This window comes from Ancrocorticia populi (genome assembly GCF_003123745.1).
In the GTDB taxonomy this organism is placed as follows: Bacteria; Actinomycetota; Actinomycetes; order Actinomycetales; family Actinomycetaceae; genus Ancrocorticia; species Ancrocorticia populi.
Genome location: NZ_QETB01000001.1, coordinates 858,504 through 874,584 on the forward strand (window position 1 = coordinate 858,504; position 16,081 = coordinate 874,584).

General features: G+C 60.0%; 12 protein-coding genes and 1 riboswitch. Of the genes, 10 read left to right on the forward strand and 2 right to left on the reverse strand.

All coding sequences use genetic code 11. The features are described 5' to 3' along the window. Positions 1-6 precede the first annotated feature (6 nt). From resB to sucD, 7 genes are all read left to right on the forward strand, one after another. The gene (resB, locus tag DD236_RS04050; RefSeq protein ID WP_109093054.1) at positions 7-1,527 is read left to right on the forward strand and encodes a cytochrome c biogenesis protein ResB; all 1,521 of its coding nucleotides are present in this window, start codon (positions 7-9) and stop codon (positions 1,525-1,527) included. Next, positions 1,511-2,476, forward strand: coding sequence for a c-type cytochrome biogenesis protein CcsB (gene ccsB / locus DD236_RS04055; RefSeq protein ID WP_109093055.1), 966 nt, complete (start codon positions 1,511-1,513; stop codon positions 2,474-2,476). Before resB ends, ccsB begins: the two co-directional genes overlap by 17 nt. Further along, complete coding sequence (locus DD236_RS04060; protein WP_109093056.1) at positions 2,469-3,089, forward strand: TlpA family protein disulfide reductase; 621 nt, start codon at positions 2,469-2,471, stop codon at positions 3,087-3,089. Before ccsB ends, DD236_RS04060 begins: the two co-directional genes overlap by 8 nt. 49 nt (positions 3,090-3,138) lie before the next feature. Beyond that, complete coding sequence (locus DD236_RS04065) at positions 3,139-5,772, forward strand: UvrD-helicase domain-containing protein (protein ID WP_109093057.1); 2,634 nt, start codon at positions 3,139-3,141, stop codon at positions 5,770-5,772. A 323-nt stretch (positions 5,773-6,095) separates the two neighbouring features. Further along, the gene (locus DD236_RS04070; RefSeq protein ID WP_109093058.1) at positions 6,096-8,138 is read left to right on the forward strand and encodes an HNH endonuclease signature motif containing protein; all 2,043 of its coding nucleotides are present in this window, start codon (positions 6,096-6,098) and stop codon (positions 8,136-8,138) included. A gap of 279 nt (positions 8,139-8,417) precedes the next feature. Next, on the forward strand, positions 8,418-9,584 hold the full coding sequence (sucC, locus tag DD236_RS04075; RefSeq protein WP_109093059.1) for an ADP-forming succinate--CoA ligase subunit beta: 1,167 nt from the start codon (positions 8,418-8,420) through the stop codon (positions 9,582-9,584). A gap of 2 nt (positions 9,585-9,586) precedes the next feature. Next, positions 9,587-10,510 (forward strand): succinate--CoA ligase subunit alpha, encoded by a 924-nt coding sequence (gene sucD / locus DD236_RS04080; protein WP_109093060.1) that lies wholly within the window; start codon positions 9,587-9,589, stop codon positions 10,508-10,510. Here sucD and DD236_RS04085 read toward each other — a convergent pair. Both DD236_RS04085 and DD236_RS04090 read right to left on the reverse strand, forming a co-directional pair. After that, positions 10,485-11,762, reverse strand: a complete 1,278-nt coding sequence (locus DD236_RS04085) for an N-acetylglucosamine-6-phosphate deacetylase (RefSeq protein WP_109093061.1) — start codon at positions 11,760-11,762, stop codon at positions 10,485-10,487. The genes sucD and DD236_RS04085 overlap by 26 nt on opposite strands. Positions 11,763-11,767: 5 nt before the next feature. After that, positions 11,768-12,532, reverse strand: a complete 765-nt coding sequence (locus DD236_RS04090) for a glucosamine-6-phosphate deaminase (protein ID WP_109093062.1) — start codon at positions 12,530-12,532, stop codon at positions 11,768-11,770. A 254-nt stretch (positions 12,533-12,786) separates the two neighbouring features. Here DD236_RS04090 and DD236_RS04095 point away from each other — a divergent pair, with 254 nt between their 5' ends. The 3 genes from DD236_RS04095 (at position 12,787) to purH (ending at position 16,062) form a co-directional block, all read left to right on the forward strand. Continuing rightward, positions 12,787-13,887, forward strand: coding sequence for a cell division protein PerM (locus tag DD236_RS04095; protein WP_109093063.1), 1,101 nt, complete (start codon positions 12,787-12,789; stop codon positions 13,885-13,887). Further along, positions 13,884-14,513, forward strand: coding sequence for a phosphoribosylglycinamide formyltransferase (purN, locus tag DD236_RS04100; protein WP_273487312.1), 630 nt, complete (start codon positions 13,884-13,886; stop codon positions 14,511-14,513). Before DD236_RS04095 ends, purN begins: the two co-directional genes overlap by 4 nt. Positions 14,514-14,516: 3 nt before the next feature. Continuing rightward, positions 14,517-14,597, forward strand: a riboswitch (ZMP/ZTP riboswitch). 7 nt (positions 14,598-14,604) lie between these two features. Next, positions 14,605-16,062 (forward strand): bifunctional phosphoribosylaminoimidazolecarboxamide formyltransferase/IMP cyclohydrolase, encoded by a 1,458-nt coding sequence (gene purH / locus DD236_RS04105; protein ID WP_109093064.1) that lies wholly within the window; start codon positions 14,605-14,607, stop codon positions 16,060-16,062. The last annotated feature ends 19 nt before the right edge of the window (positions 16,063-16,081 follow it).

The following is a 16,081-nucleotide window of genomic DNA, read 5'->3' on the forward strand; positions in this document are numbered from 1 at the left end:
GGATCAGTGGCTGACCAAGCTATCGCTGAATCCGACGTTTACGTTGAAGGCGGAATGGGGAGTGACGGTGACAGAAATGTTGCCGGCTCCGAGCTATTCCACTGGCTGTATCGCTTCTTCTATTCGAAGACGGTTGGGCTAGTTCTGATCCTTGCAATGGCAGCCTATGCAGTCATCGGTTCTGTGGTGGCTCAGGCGGGCCCAAACGTATACAGCGATCCAGCTCAAAGGGAGAGCTTCCTCGAATCGGTTCGGGAGAATTACGGGGCGTGGACCGGCGTGCTCGACGCCTTCGGTTTTTTCCACGTCTTTACGTCCGTGGGCTTTTACATTGTGGTTGCTATGCTCGCCTTGAGCATCATCGCATGTACTAGCCACCGGATCCCCGAGCTGTGGCGGCGTTGGTTCCATCCCCGCGTCCATGTCTCACCGAAGTTCTTTGAGAAGGCGCGCTACCGCGGCTCCGTGGCAACAGATTCCGCCCCAGCGGATAGCCTGGAATCGGCTCGGGCCGTCCTCAAGCAGAACCGCTTTCGCATCCTCCCCGATGATCGCGATCCGGAGAACGCGATCTACGCCGATCGCAACGCGTGGAGCGGTATTGGCACCGTTGTGGCTCACATCAGCTTCATCATCATCCTTCTCGCATTTGTCATTTCATCGCGCTGGGGGATCTCGGAAGATCTCGCGGTTCCCGTTGGTGGAGAGGTAGCCGTTGGGCACGATACCGGGCTAACGGTGTACGCCAAATCCTTCACGGATAGCTACACAGAGGAAGGTCAAGCAGCCGATTACGTGTCGGAGCTGGAGCTGCGCCGTGATGGAGAGACGGTAGCTGAACAGACTGTGCGGGTGAACAACCCTCTCGAATATGAGGGCTTCCGTTATCACCAGCAGTCATTTGGTGTGGCAGCGGATGTGACTGTCAATGATGGTGAAACCACGGTATTCGAGGAATCGGTGCCGATGAAGTGGGCATCAGAAGAGGGTGCGAACGCCGTAGGGATGTTTGAGCTCGATGAGTACGAGATTGTTGTAGTAACCGCGGCGTCTGGCCGCGCCGATTCGAGTATCGCACCGGGAACCGCGCTGGTTGAGTTGTATCCGGCCGATACAGATACGGGGGAGCCGCTCCAAACCCGGCTCGCCCGTCAAGGGGAATCTGTGGAACTTGGCGGCCTGAACGTTACTTTCGAGCGGGAGCGGCAGTATACCGGCATCCAGCTTCGGCACGATCCGGGAGCCCCGCTGATGTGGGTGGGCTTCACGCTTCTTGTTCTGGGAATGTCTGCCACATTCATGTTTCCCTACCGGCGGCTATGGGTACGCGTGGATAACCAGCGTATTCGGTTTGGAGCCGTGTCACGCCTCGATACGTCGTATCAGAGGCTTTTCGAGAAGATCATTCAGGAAGTTGCGGAACACGAGAACGCCGAAACAGGTGTGGTAATCGAAAGCGAGAAGTTAGACCCCAGCGAGGAAGCTGACGGCCAACCCGAGGAGGAAAACCATGGACAAGGTGCTTGAACTCAACGAGTACGTTCTGATGGCGGCGCTGATTTTCACGGTGATCGCCCTCATCTGCAACATCGTGGTGATCACTGGACGGAGTTCCACGGTCACGAGCGCATCGAAGGCTAAACGCGCTCCAGTTTCGGCATCGGCAAATGTTGCCGGCGGCGATAGTGCGCTGGCCGCCAGCGGCGCCCGCCCGGACGGGTCCGCCGAGGCGAAGCGGAAAACGCCTCGCAAGCGCGGCACTCGGCCTCAAGGGCTCGGCCTATACGGGACGTGGTTCACGATCGTTGCCACAGTTCTGGTGCTCATTTACCTTGGTATCAGGGTCTACCTGACTGGCTACGGCCCGTTCGCCAATCAGCACGAGTTCGCGGTGTCCTTCGTATTTGGTATCTTGCTCTGCTATCTGGTGGCGGAGTATGCCTATGGGATTCGTGCGCTCTCTCTGATCGTGCTCCCGATTGCCGCGGTGCTCACGGTTTACGCGATGGCTCAGGACACGTCTGTTAAGCCACTTATCCCGGCGCTCCAGAACAACCTGCTCCTAACGCTGCACGTTGGTTTCGCGATAATTGCCTACGGAGCCGCGTGTGTTTCATGTGCGGCAGCGGTGATCTATCTTGCCTATCCGCATATCAAGATAAAGAAGCTCCCGGCACGTGAGGTGTTTGACGATCTTGGCTATAAGGCCGCGACCGTCACCTTCCCGATGCTGACGATCATGATTGCACTCGGGTCCGTATGGGCCAATGTTGCGTGGGGCAGGTACTGGGATTGGGATCCCAAGGAGACCGCCGCGCTGGTGACATGGTTGATATATGCGGGCTATCTCCACGCCCGCGTTACGCGAGGTTGGCAGGGCAAGCGGAGCGCGTGGCTCCTACTTCTAGGCTTTGCGGCTGTGCTGTTTGCATACTTCGGCAATCACTTCTTCGGGGGCCTACATTCGTATGCTTAGCCAGTTCAAGCGCCTCCAGCAAACCACGTGGGGCAACCTACTCATTCTGGCGTGCGTTACCGCGCTGATCCTGGGCGGGTTGTGGTTGGTTAGCCGTGACTCCGATGATTCGCCGGCGGGTGCATCGGAAGATCCATCCAGCACCGAAGAAGCCGGGCAGGTGTCTGAAGTTGAGGTATCTGAAAGCAACGACGCCGCCCCGGAGATCGGGCAGCCCGCTCCAGAGTTCACTGCGCGCACGCTGGAAGGCGAAACCGTGGACATCGCGGATCTAGACAAGCCAGTCTGGATCACCTTTAACGCCACTTGGTGCAGCAACTGCCGGGCAGAAATGCCCGATATACAGAAAGCTGTTGACGAGTGGGGTGAGGATATTGACATAGTGTCCGTGTACATCCAAGATTCGCCCACCTCAGTTGCCACGTACGTCAACACTCTTGGACTAACCGGCAAGCAGATAGTGGACGATTCCGACAAAATCGGTTCGCTCTATCGGGTAGCAGGAGTTCCGTCGCATTACTTTATCGGCGAAGACGGGACATTACGGGGCATTGATGTTGGCGTACTCTCACCAGACACGATGGAGCAGAGAGTAAGAGAGCTCATCGATTAGCTAACGCCACAGGAAACATGGTGGAGGGCCATAGTAGGCTTAATGAGCTATGACCATTCAGAATTCTGCATCCCGTGAAGCCTACCTTTCATCGATGGCGCGGCTGCGCGCGCGCATTGCCGAAGCCACCGAACAAGGTGACCCGGTTGATCGCGAGCGTTCCCAGCACGAAGGCGCGCACGAGGCGTCTGTTTGGACAGATTCCAGTGCGCAACGTCCAGCCAACGCAAACGCCGCCCAAATCGAACGGATCGTGGACGGCCTGAACCCGCAGCAGCGCAAAGCCGTTGTTCACGAGGGCGGTCCGCTCCTCGTAGTGGCCGGCGCCGGCTCGGGCAAGACGCGCGTCCTCACCTCGCGCATCGCCTACCTCATCGCCTCGGGCCGCGCCCGTCCCAGCGAGATCCTCGCCATCACGTTCACGAACAAGGCCGCAAAAGAGATGCGGGAGCGGTTGGAGCAGAATCTGGGTGGGCTGGCCCGATCCATGTGGATCTCTACGTTCCATTCGGCCTGCGTACGCATTCTTCGGAAGGAGCATGAGGCCCTCGGGATGCGATCCTCTTTCACGATCTATGATCAGACGGACGCCCAGCGCCTCATGAACATGGTGTGTAGGGAGTCCAACGTTGATTCGCGGGCATTCCCGCCCAAGACGCTTTCGCGTCAGGTCTCGGATCTGAAGAATGAGATGGTTACACCCACCGAGGCCACCCGCCGCGCAAAGGACCGCGCCACGACGGTACTCGCTGAGGCCTACACGGCCTACCAAAAGCGGCTCCATGAGGCCAACGCCATGGACTTCGATGACCTAATTATGCAGGCGGTTCTCCTACTCGAAAACCACCCCGATCTTGCGGAGCACTACCGGCGGCGCTTCCGTCATATTTTGGTGGACGAATATCAGGACACCAACACGGCCCAGTACCAACTGGTGAAGGTGCTCACCGGTAGTGGTGATCAAGGTGAGGATCCGTCGTCGGCGGTAGTACCTCAAGCTGATCTCATGGTTGTTGGGGACGCGGACCAGTCAATTTACGCGTTCCGTGGCGCAACAATCCGGAATATCGAGGATTTTGAGAACGATTTTCCGAACGCCACCAGTATCTTGCTGGAACAGAATTACCGTTCCACGCAATCCATCCTTTCGGCCGCGAACGCCGTGATTGCGAATAATCAGGGCAGGCGGCCAAAGAAGCTGTGGACTGATCAGGGCGGCGGCGAGAAGCTAGTCGGATACGTCGCGGATTCCGAGGCTGACGAATCGAACTTCGTGGTGGAGGAGATCGATCGGCTGCGCGAGACTTCAGGGTACCGATACGGCGATATTGCTGTGTTTTATCGGACGAATGCGCAGTCGCGTGCGGTTGAGGACATGTTTGTACGCTCCGGCATTCCGTATCGGGTGGTCGGCGGAACGCGGTTCTATGAGCGCCGCGAGATCAAGGACGCGATGGCTTACCTACATGCCGTCGCAAATCCGGACGATACGGTGTCAATTCGCCGCGTCATCAACATGCCCAAGCGCGGGCTTGGCCAGAAGGCCGAGGATCATGTGGCGCAGCAGGCCGCGCGTTACGGAATTTCGTTTGGGGCTGCGCTCGCTGATGTGGCTCATCCGGGCGTTTCCGGGCGCGAGGAGATAGAGGGGCTGACCGTCCGCGCGCGCAAGGCGATGGTTTCGTTCGTGGAAATCCTGGAGAATGCACGGGAAGTTGCGGCTTCCGGGGCGGGGCCCGCCGAGGTTTTGGACGAGGTTATGGACGGCGCCGGCTACCTCGCGATGCTTCGCGAATCGACCGATCCGCAGGACGAATCGCGCCTCGAAAACCTAGCCGAACTGCATTCTGTGGCTTCTGAGTTCCGGACGATCAACCCGGAGGGCACGCTGGAAGAGTGGCTGGATCAGGTTTCGCTGGTTGCCGATTCCGATCAGCTCCCCGACGAGGCCGCCGAAGCCGCTAACGAAGGCGAAGTCACCCTCATGACTATCCACACCGCGAAGGGACTGGAATTTCCCGTGGTGTTCGTGACCGGTCTCGAAGACGGCACCTTCCCTCACATGCGCTCGCTCGCCGACCCAAAGGAACTCGCCGAAGAACGCCGCCTCGCCTACGTTGCCCTCACGCGTGCACGGCAGCGCCTGTACCTCACGCGCGCGGCCACCCGGTCCGCATGGGGCGCCCCACAAGAATTCCCCGCCTCGCGCTTCCTCGAGGAAATTCCGCGGGAGTTGGTGGATTGGCGGCGGGAAGAATCCAGTCAAGACGTTGTGCGGTCCCGATACGGCGGGCAGGGCCGGTTTGGCCGACGCGGCGGGTTTTCCGATGATTTTGTGGACGACGACGGGCCCGTATTCGGGTCCCGTACTTCCTTTGTTCCTGGACGCCTTGGGGCAGGTTCGGGCGCTAGTGGTTCGGGTGACGCTGGCGATACGGCGACTAGTGGCGGCGCTGGGGGTTCCGGTGATTCGGGCGCTTCTGGAGCTGGTGCGGGCGGCTCGGTTGGAGGCACGCAGACCGGAGGCTTATCCGTCGGGGACACTGTGCGGCACAAGAGTTTCGGCACCGGGAGGGTTGTGGCCTTTGAGGGTTCCGGTAAATCCACGGTGGCCAAGGTGAACTTCCGCGGCGGAAACACCAAGCGGCTCATGCTGCGTTTCGCTCCGCTAGAGAAGGCTTAGTCGCCCGCGACTCTCTGTAGTTTGAGGGAACCGCGTTCCCCTCACGCACGCACCCACGTCAGCGAGCGCTCAGCTTGGTGCGTAGGTGCGGGGGGTGAGGCTTCGTCGTCGTTCTTAAAGGTTGCAACTGATCTCTGGCTTTCGCGGGTTTTCTATGGCTCTTAGGTCTATGTCCTACCTTAGTTGAAGTGTGAGTTAGATCATATTTTAGCAATTTGCGGCTTTTCGGGATCTGGTGGAAAAAGGTGTGGGAGGGGGTGGATAGGCTCGAGTAACGAAGAAGAAGTTCAGGGCCGGCCGATTGTCGCGAGGAGGTGAGCGGCGTGGACTCTCTCGATCAGTTCCGGGGTGCGGTGAAGCAGGTGTTCGGGCAGTGCGGATCGCTGGAGTTTGAGGGTGCCGGTGTGTCCGAATGTGTTGAGGTGATAGCTGAGTTGAAGGAGCTTCGCCTAGCCGTGGATGGTCTGGTGATCGCTCTCATGGGGCACGTGGACGCGGCGCAGGTCAAGGCTCGCGAGCGTGCCGCTGAATCAGAGGGTGGAGCCGAAGGAGACTCGGCCTCGGGATCGAAGGCAACGCTATTGCCGGGGCGGGATGCGACTTTGTCGGAGCTTATGGCCCGGACGGGTAAGAAGTCCAAGCGTGGTGCCGCCAATGAGGTCCGTGCCGCTCAAGCGGCAAATGAATCGTTCCCGCGTTTTGTGGATCTGATGCGGCGAGGCAAGATTTCGGAGGATCATATCGATATCCTTCGGGGCGCGGCGAAATCGCCGGGGATGGCCGAGGTTATTCAGTCCGACGAGGAGAGAATTCTGGCCCTCGCCGAGGAACAGAGCGTGGACGAGTTCCGGACCTCTATTCGTACATTGTTGTTCAAGCATGCACCCGCGGTTGCAGAGCGGGAAGTCCAGGCCGCTGAGCGCCGGGAGAAGCTCGCTCTGTATCCCGATGCTAATGGGTATCGCGTGCATGGCTGGTTTACGGCGTTAAACGGTGCGGTGCTGAAGAACGCGATCCGCCAGCAGGTTGGTGTTCCAGCCCAAGGGGACCGGCGCGATCAGGGCGAACGCAACGCTGAAGCCATTGTTCAGATGGCCCATATTGTGCAGGGTGCTAGTGATTCTCCCAGCCTTGGCGGCGGAAGTGCCGGTGGTTCTGGCGCAAGAGAGACCAGTGGTTTGGAAGGTGGTTCGGCGGACGGGTCCGGCGCGGGTGCTGGCGTGCTTCGGAAGAGCGGCAGTTCGGTGCGGCATCAGGTGCTCGTGCACGTTCCGCTATCAACGCTCATCCGAACTGAGGAAGCCATTGAGGTTGGGTGTCGAGTGATTTCTAGCGGCCGCGTAGGCGATGAGGGTTCTGCGGAGGTGGCGAACGGTCAGCGTGCTAGGGATGCTAGCGGAGGGCCCGAGGGGCATATCGCTGCGGATGGGAACGGTGACCCTTCCGGTTCGGGTGTTGCTCCCACGTACAGCATCGGTATTCGGGCGGACTCGAGTGGTGCTCGGGCAGAGTTTGGAGATTTTGGTCTAGATTCTGATGCTGCACCTCCTCAGGGTAGGGGATTCTCATCTCGAAGTGGGCGGCAGCGGCCAGCGCGTGCACCAGACCTGTTCGATACCGGCGGGCCGCCGCCTGATTGGGCGGTGGGACCAGACGAGCTGGCGGATTCTGGCCCGCCCGAGGACATCGGTTCCCGTGCGGGGCTACGGCCACCAAGCAACGCGATGCCGCCGCGTAGGATGCCGCCGCGTAATTCGACGGCAGCGGCTAGACCGACACGACCGCGCTGGCAGGATCCCTTGGAAGCTGGACTCGACTGTCCGGCGGACGGCGGTGGATTGGGGCAGCGGGGTGTGTGCCTCGATTCTCGGGAGGAGCTTGAGCATGACCTCGGCACAATGCTGGGAATGATTCGGTCCGGAATCGATATCTCGATGCTGGATGGGTTCGCGCCGGCACGGCTGTCGGATGGCTCACCGCTTGCTCCAACCCAGCTTGCTCAGATGCTGTGTGATTCCGATCTGGCAAGAATCGTCATGACGGCTTATGGTGAGCCGATCGATGTCTCGCGCAATCAGCGGTTGTATGGGGCACGGCAGACGAAGGCCGTAATCGCTCGGGATATGCACTGTCGGTTCCCGGGTTGCTCCCGTGGGCCCGAGTTGGGGCAGGTGCATCATGCACAGGAGTGGGAGAAGGGTGGGGCCACTGTTATAGACAACGCGGTTCTCCTGTGTTTTGCGCATCACCGGTACGTGCATGCAAAGCAGATCACGATCGCGCACCACGCCGGAGGGTTCCTGTTCACTGAGAGGGATGGATCGGTTGTGGGTATCACTCACCATGCAAAGCTGCTCGCGGCGTGACCACGCTCTTGTGCCGCTAGACCTGTTCTGGCGTCAGCAAGTAGTACGCATCCCGTGCCCATCCGGTACTTGGTCCCAGATTCGTTTCGAGGCGCGAGGGGAGTGTGAAGCTCTGCGAGCCCGCCCGCGGCTCCGGACCAGACTGAATGAATCCAACGAAACTGGGTGAAATCGAATAGGCTGAAAGTTGGGTACCCAGCGGTGATATTGGGTACACTCCAATTATCTTGACGTCGAGATTTTGGCAGGGGAAATCCGACCGAGGAAAGGACACCGCGAGTGGATCTCTACGAGTACCAAGCGCGTGACCTCTTTGAGCAGCACGGCGTACCCGTGCTTGCCGGGATGGTTGCGAGCACACCAGATGAGGCCGCCAAGGCAGCGGAACAGCTAGGCGGCCTCGTTGTTGTTAAAGCCCAAGTGAAGACAGGCGGGCGTGGCAAAGCCGGCGGCGTGAAGCTTGCCCACAACCCAGAGGAAGCCAAGCAGGCCGCCGAGGCTATTCTCGGCATGGATATTAAGGGGCACACCGTTCACCGCGTTCTCGTGGCGTCTGGGGCCGATATTGCTGAGGAGTATTACTTCTCCATCTTGCTTGACCGCTCTGAACGTCGCTATTTGGCGATGTGCTCAACAGAGGGCGGAATGGAGATCGAGCAGCTCGCTGTTGAACGGCCCGAGGCGCTGGCGCGCGTCCCAGTCAATCCGCTCGTCGGGATTGATGAGGAGAAGGCACGTGAGATTACCGCTCAGGCAGGGTTTAGTCCCGATGTAGCAGAGCACGTGATTCCCGCGATCCAGCGGTTGTGGGACGTGTACAAGGGCGAAGACGCCACTCTGGTGGAAGTGAATCCGCTAGTGAAAACAGCAGACGGCACAATCATCGCGTTGGACGGCAAGGTGACGCTGGATAACAACGCTGCCTTCCGTCACCCCGATCATGCAGGATTCGTGGATAAGGCCACTGAAGATCCACTCGAGGCGCGTGCCGCCGAACTTGGGTTGAACTACGTGAAACTCTCCGGCGAGGTTGGTGTAATCGGCAATGGTGCGGGCCTCGTGATGTCCACGCTGGACGTCGTGGCCTATGCGGGCGAGCAGTATGGCGTTGGCCCGGCCAACTTCCTTGACATTGGAGGAGGCGCATCTGCCGAGGTTATGTCCAACGGGTTGAGCGTTATTCTTTCGGATGAGGAGGTGCGATCAGTCCTCGTCAACGTATTCGGCGGAATCACCTCATGTGATGAAGTTGCCCGTGGAATCGTGGGAGCACTTGAACTACTCGGAGAAGAAGCCACGAAGCCCATCGTGGTACGCCTAGATGGAAACTCTGTTGAGGAGGGTCTGGCGATCCTTCGCCAAGCCCAGCATCCTCTGGTCAGCGTGATCGCCACCATGGATGAAGCTGCCGCTGAAGCTGCACGGCTTGCGGGTAAGGGAGCATAAGTATGTCGATCTTTCTCAACGCTCGGTCACGAGTGATCGTTCAGGGTATGACTGGCTCAGAAGGCCAAAAGCACACTCGTAGGATGCTTGGTTCTGGCACCACAATCGTTGGCGGCGTGAATCCCCGCAAGGCTGGCACGTCGGTTGATTTTGACGTGGAGCCCATCGGACCGGGAGCGAAGGAGCGCTCCGCCGGCACTGTGTCCGTTCCGGTTTTCGGGACCGTTGCCGAGGCCAAGGACGCAACTGGAGCGAATGTTTCAGTAATCTTCGTACCGCCGGCTCACGCTAAGGGTGCCGTCATTGAAGCTGTGGACGCCGCACTTGACCTCGTGGTGATCATTACCGAGGGAATTCCAGTAGCTGATTCCTCAGAGTTCTATGCTTACGCAGCTTCCAAGGGAGTTCGCCTCATCGGCCCGAACTGCCCCGGGATCATCACTCCGGGGGAATCGAACGTGGGTATTACCCCCGCTGACATTACGGGAACGGGCAGACTCGGTCTGGTGTCTAAGTCCGGCACGCTCACCTATCAGATGATGCACGAACTCTCCGATATTGGCTTTACCACCTGCATCGGTATCGGCGGTGATCCGGTTATTGGAACCACGCATATCGATGCGCTTGAGGCATTCGAAGCTGATCCAGACACCGAGCTCATTGTCATGATCGGGGAGATCGGGGGCGATGCCGAAGAGCGCGCGGCCGCCTACATCACCGATCACGTGACGAAGCCCGTTGTGGCCTACGTGGCTGGTTTCACCGCACCGGAAGGCAAGACAATGGGTCACGCCGGTGCCATCGTTTCCGGCTCGGCCGGTACGGCTGCCGCGAAGCAAGAGGCACTTGAGGCGGTGGGTGTGAAAGTGGGACGTACCCCTTCCCAGACCGCGCAGATTGCTAGAGAACTACTCCTTCGCGGATAACCTGAATGACTCGATAATCGGCGTCAAGCACCACAAAGTTGGGCTTGGCGCCGATTTCGTAATCGATCGTGATTCCGCGTGCTTCGCGTCCTTCCCTCAGAAGTGAAGCGGCACGCGCGGGCCCAGCTACGCACGCCTCAACGGTTTGACCGAGGCTCAGCAGCCCCCGCCCGGCCATCAGCTCAACCTGATCCGCCAGCATGGTGCAGCCACCAGCGATAGTATCCGAACCCGAGAGCCGGGCTGCGCCGTCCCGAACTTGCACGGATAGCCCGCCAAGCTGATACGAGCCTTCGGGCATTCCGGCCGCAGCCATCGCATCCGTTACAAACACTGCCGTGCCAGCCGAACCTACATAACTAACCACGTCCTCCACGAGTTCAGGCGCTAGATGCACCCCATCGGCGATGAGCTCTACGGCGATCTCACCCCGCCGGGCGGCTTGAATGTACTCCCGCACGGGGCCCGGAGCTCGGTGTCCAAGGGCAGGCATGGCATTGAAGAGGTGAGTGGCAGTTTGGCGGATACCTTGAAGGCGAACAGGTCCAGACGAAAGACCAGCCTGCAGTGCGCTTGCGGTGGGCTTCGCTGTGTGGGACTCCGCGGAGTTGTAGCTTGGGGAGTCGGAGCCTGCGGAGACCGGCTCCGCAAGGCCCAGAACGAACTCGATTGCCGCGGCCGCCTCAGGGCCGGTGGCGTTCGTATGCCCCCAGGAGGGCTTGGCGCCGTGGGCCAGAAGCATGGCCGCGACCTCGTGAGCCCGGGGGATCTCCGGGGCAATTGTCATGGTCCGGATCCAGCCCCGTCCAGCCCGTAACCATGCAGCGAGTTCCTCTAAATCGCCGGCTCGGATGGCCGCGGGGTTCTGTGCCCCCGCCTTGTGAGGTGAGACGAAGGGCCCCTCCATGTGGATCCCGGCAAGCTCACCGTTCTCGCAAAAGGGAACGAGCGCCTCAATCGCGGGCAGTGGATCAGCCATGGAGACGAGGGAGGCAATAACTGCGGTGGTTCCGCGCGCACGGTGGGCGCCAATGGCTAGCTCAATCGATTCGGGTTCCAGATCATCTGGGAAGGAGGCGCCTCCTCCTCCATGACAGTGGATGTCTACAAATCCAGGAACGATGTAAGGCGGACCGGCGCTTCCGGCCCCGCCCACTCCAATCCGCTCCAGTTGCCCTTCATCGTCCAGTGTGATGCCGCTGCCCACATACATGCCGTGTCCGTCTAGCACGCGGCCTTCGAAGTGCTTCATGCTTGTCAAGCCCGGCGTTCACTATGTAGAGCTGACCAGCGTTCGCGGTACAGATCGGCGTGCTCGAGTCCGACTGCGGCCTCCTCATCGGTGAGCACATATACCTCCGGGTGCATCTGCATGATAGTGCAGGGCCATGCGGCACTAACTGCGCCTTCCACCAGATGTGTCACCGCTTCTGCCTTGCCGGCTCCGAAGGCGAGAAGTAGAAGGACCTTGGCCTCCATGATTGTCCCAAGCCCTTGCGTGATACAGGTGGCGGGCACGGCCTCCGGATCATTCCCGAAGAAGCGCGCGTTATCGTGACGAGTGGTCGAAGCCAAGACCTCAACGTGCGTCCGCGAGACGAGCGAACCGCCCGGTTCATTAAACCCAATATGGCCGTCGGAACCAAGGCCCAGAATCTGCAAGTCAACGCCGGCCGCCCCGATTGCAAAATCGTAGGCCGCCGCAGCAGCAACGGGATCTTCGGCATTCCCGTCAGGTGTGTGCAGCGTTTCCCCGGTTAGCCCGGTTTGCCCCAAGAGCTCGCGCCGCAGAACGTTGCGATAGCCTTCCGGATGATCGGCATCAATGCCCACATACTCATCGAGCGCATAAGCCGAAGAGGCACTGAATCGGCCATCCTGCCACGCTTTGCGAAGTTCTGCGTATAACCCAAGGGGCGTTGACCCTGTTGCTACGCCAAGTGTGCTGTGTGGCTTCTCAATGACGATCTGTGCCGCGGCCCTCGCAGCCTCGTCACTGGTATGGAAGATGCCGATATCCATGCTTTACCTTCTCTTCGCTGAGTAGTGAACGCCCTCAACTATACGGGAAATACGCAGTATTCTGCGGACTGACGGGGTATGTGGCGTCGCTCGCCAGCGCGGGAACAGAGATTTGACGCAATCCCGATTTTCTAAGGAACCGGACCCTGCTGTATACGTCCAAAGGCGGCAAGGTAACACCAACAAGCCGAGTGGGCGACACGCCGCCGCCACATAGGCGGCCGCTACCCAGATGCAGGGAACCATTAGAAGCGATGGAAAATGAGTATGTGCGCCGAGCCGGTATGAGCGTCATCGCGGTAATCCAGCCGATCGTCTTCAGCTGGGTCATAGCCGTTATCCTTGCTGTGTTCTGCTTTACGATCACGGCATCGGCCCCCGTACTCAGCGAAGTTCATTGGCAGGATGCGGCCCGGGTAGGTACTTCGATCTGGATTCTTGCGTTCGGTGGCCCACTGAGTATTGCTGGCTCAACGATCGGCCTCATGCCGTTGTGCGTCACTGCGCTCCTGATCTGGTTCATTCACCGCTCGATGCGCAGGTATATGGTGACCGGGTGGGTGGCAATTGCTGCCGGTGCACTCGCCGCCTTCGCCGTCACGTCGCTGATCGGGATGCTTGCGCTCCCGGGGTCTATCCAGTGGCTGGGCGGCCTCGGTGCCGCGGTGATTGTGGTGTTCTGCGGGCTGCTCACCTTCGAACGTCCCGCATGGCTTCGTCAAGGTTGGCGCATAGCCTGGCCGGCGCTCGCGGCGCTCGCGATCCTTGCCGCCGTACTTCTTGTAGTCGGCTTAGTCACTGGCTGGAGCCGCGTCCAGGAGATTCAGAACTATTACCTCCTGAACGGCTTCTCCACGGTGATCTTCGCGCTAGCTCAACTGCTGTATCTCCCGAACGTCCTCATATGGGCTCTTGCCTACGTCTCGGGCATAGGGTTCGCGATCGGTGAGGGCACAGCGTTTTCTCCGTTTGGCATCGAATCGGCGCCGCTCCCAGCGGTCCCGATCTTGGGTACGCTTCCCGATCCAAACGTAAGCATGCCGTGGATTATCGCCGTCCCGATCGTCCTTGGTATCGCGGTGGGCCTTTGGCGTTCGGCCCCAACGCCCAAGGATATCGCCCTCCACGGTCTGCCTGCCTTCGGTATCATCCTGATCGCGGCGGCGCTCGCGGGTGCGCTAGCAAGCGGCGGTATCGGAACTGGGCGCATGAGTACGGTAGGCATTAATCCGCCGCTCTTCGCGATTGCCCTTGCGGGTGAAGTGGGCGGCGGCCTCCTCATTGGCCTTGGCGTCCCACATTTGATTGAGAAGATCCGCGCCTCACGCCGAAGCGATGATACTCTGCCGGAGTGAAGCAGCTCTTCTCCTCCTCGGATCCCGCCCGCATCGTCGTGATGGTTTCGGGCGCTGGCTCGAATATGCAGGCACTGCTTGATGCCTCGCGCGATCCCGCCTTCGGCGCCCAAATCGTGGCCGTTGGAGCGGACCGGGACGGCACCCGCGGCCTAGAGATCGCTCGCGAGGCGGGAATCCCCACCTTCGTGGAGAAATTGGGTGATTACCCGACCCGAGAGGTTTGGGACCGGGCGCTGACCACCGCCGTCACCACCTTCTCTCCGGATCTGGTTGTCTTGGCTGGCTTTCTCAAGTTGGTGGGCCCAGAGTTCCTTGGCGCGTTCCCCGGTCGCGTCATTAACACCCATAACGCCCTTCTCCCTTCCTTCCCCGGCATCCATGGCCCCGCGGACGCCCTCGCTTACGGCGTGAAGATCACCGGCGCCTCCCTGTTTATCGTGGATCCGGGAGTAGATACAGGTGCGATTCTTGCGCAGGTTACGTGCCCAGTTTTGGACGACGACGACGAAGCCTGCCTTCTCGACCGCATCAAATCTGTGGAACGCGATCAATTGGTTGATGTGGTGGGTGCCATGGCCCGTCAGGGCTGGTGGATGGATGGCCGCAGGGCTGGACTTTGCTAGACTGACTCTGGCCGCAACTGGCGTAGAAGATGGATACCATCGGGGAGCGGCATAACGAGCAAGCCGCGCGCCTGGGCATGAAAGGTAGATCATGCCAAAGGCACTCGTTTCCGTATATGACAAGACCGGCCTAGAAGAACTTGCTGTTGGCCTGAACTCCGCCGGATGGGACATCATCTCCACCGGCTCCACGGCAAAGACGATCTCCACCGCGGGCGTACCTGTGACCCCAGTTGAGGATGTTACCGGCTTCCCTGAGTGTTTCGAGGGCCGCGTTAAGACCCTTCACCCCAAGATTCACGGCGGTATCCTCGCTAAGCGGGCCGAGCACGCGGATCAGATGGCAGAACTCGGGATTGAACCCATCGATCTTGTGATCGTGAACCTCTATCCTTTCGAAGAAACGGTGGCTTCGGGGGCATCGCGAGCCGAGTGCATTGAGCAGATCGATATTGGCGGCCCGGCGATGGTTCGTGCGGCGGCGAAAAATCATGCGAGTGTTGCCGTCGTCGTTAATCCAAATCAGTACCCTGAGATTCTGGAAGCGGTAGCGGGGTCTGGATTCACGGACGAACTCCGAAGCGAGCTGGCCGCGAAGGCGTTCGCGCACACCGCGGCGTATGACATGGTGGTGGCCGGTTGGATGAGCGAACCGCTGCGATACGGCGAGAATCCCCACCAGGGTGCCGGTGTGTACTCCACGGGGAGCGCGGGCTTGGCCAACGCCACGCAGTTCGGCGGCAAGGAAATGAGCTTTAACAATTATCAAGACACGGATGCGGCGATTCGCGCGGCGTGGGATCACGAGGATCCTTGCGTGGCCGTGATTAAACACGCCAATCCGTGCGGCGTGGCGATCGGGAGCGATATTGCCGAAGCCCACCGCAAGGCTCACGCGTGCGATCCCGTGTCCGCATATGGCGGTGTTATCGCCACGAACCGTGAGGTGAGCCTTGAGCTTGCCCAGCAGGTTAAGCCGATCTTCACCGAGGTGATCGCGGCACCGTCTTTCGATCCGGAGGCGCTCGCCCTCCTTCAGACCAAGAAGAATCTGCGTATCCTACAGGTGGAGAATCAGCAGGCGGCCTTTGACTACAAGCCGATTTCTGGCGGCATGCTGGTCCAAGAACGCGATACGTTGCAGGCCGCGGGCGATGACCCGGCAAACTGGACGCTCGCGGTTGGGGAGCCGGCCGATGAGGCCACCCTCGCAGATCTTGAGTTTGCGTGGCGGACCGTGCGCGCCGTGAAGTCCAACGCCATCCTGCTGGCCCACGACGGGGCAACCGTTGGCGTTGGTATGGGGCAAGTGAACCGGGTGGATTCGTGCCACTTGGCCGTGGACAGGGCAGGGGACCGGGCGCCGGGGAGTGTGGCCGCATCAGACGCGTTCTTCCCGTTTGCTGATGGATTCGAGGTGCTGGCGCAGGCCGGGATCCGCGCTGTAGTGCAACCCGGTGGGTCAATCCGCGACTCCGAGGTTATTCAGGCCGCGCAGGCGGCTGGCATCACGATGTACCTGACGGGTTCGCGCCACTTCTTCCACTGAGATTTCGGGGACTTTTTTC

Bases quoted from the DNA above. Each gene is read 5' to 3' on its own strand.
- sucD (WP_109093060.1), top strand. From the start codon at position 9,587: ATGTCGATCTTTCTCAACGCTCGGTCACGAGTGATCGTTCAGGGTATG.
- DD236_RS04095 (WP_109093063.1), top strand. From the start codon at position 12,787: ATGGAAAATGAGTATGTGCGCCGAGCCGGTATGAGCGTCATCGCGGTA.
- DD236_RS04065 (WP_109093057.1), top strand. From the start codon at position 3,139: ATGACCATTCAGAATTCTGCATCCCGTGAAGCCTACCTTTCATCGATG.
- ccsB (WP_109093055.1), top strand. From the start codon at position 1,511: ATGGACAAGGTGCTTGAACTCAACGAGTACGTTCTGATGGCGGCGCTG.
- DD236_RS04085 (WP_109093061.1), bottom strand. From the start codon at position 11,762: ATGAAGCACTTCGAAGGCCGCGTGCTAGACGGACACGGCATGTATGTG.
- DD236_RS04090 (WP_109093062.1), bottom strand. From the start codon at position 12,532: ATGGATATCGGCATCTTCCATACCAGTGACGAGGCTGCGAGGGCCGCG.
- purH (WP_109093064.1), top strand. From the start codon at position 14,605: ATGCCAAAGGCACTCGTTTCCGTATATGACAAGACCGGCCTAGAAGAA.
- DD236_RS04060 (WP_109093056.1), top strand. From the start codon at position 2,469: ATGCTTAGCCAGTTCAAGCGCCTCCAGCAAACCACGTGGGGCAACCTA.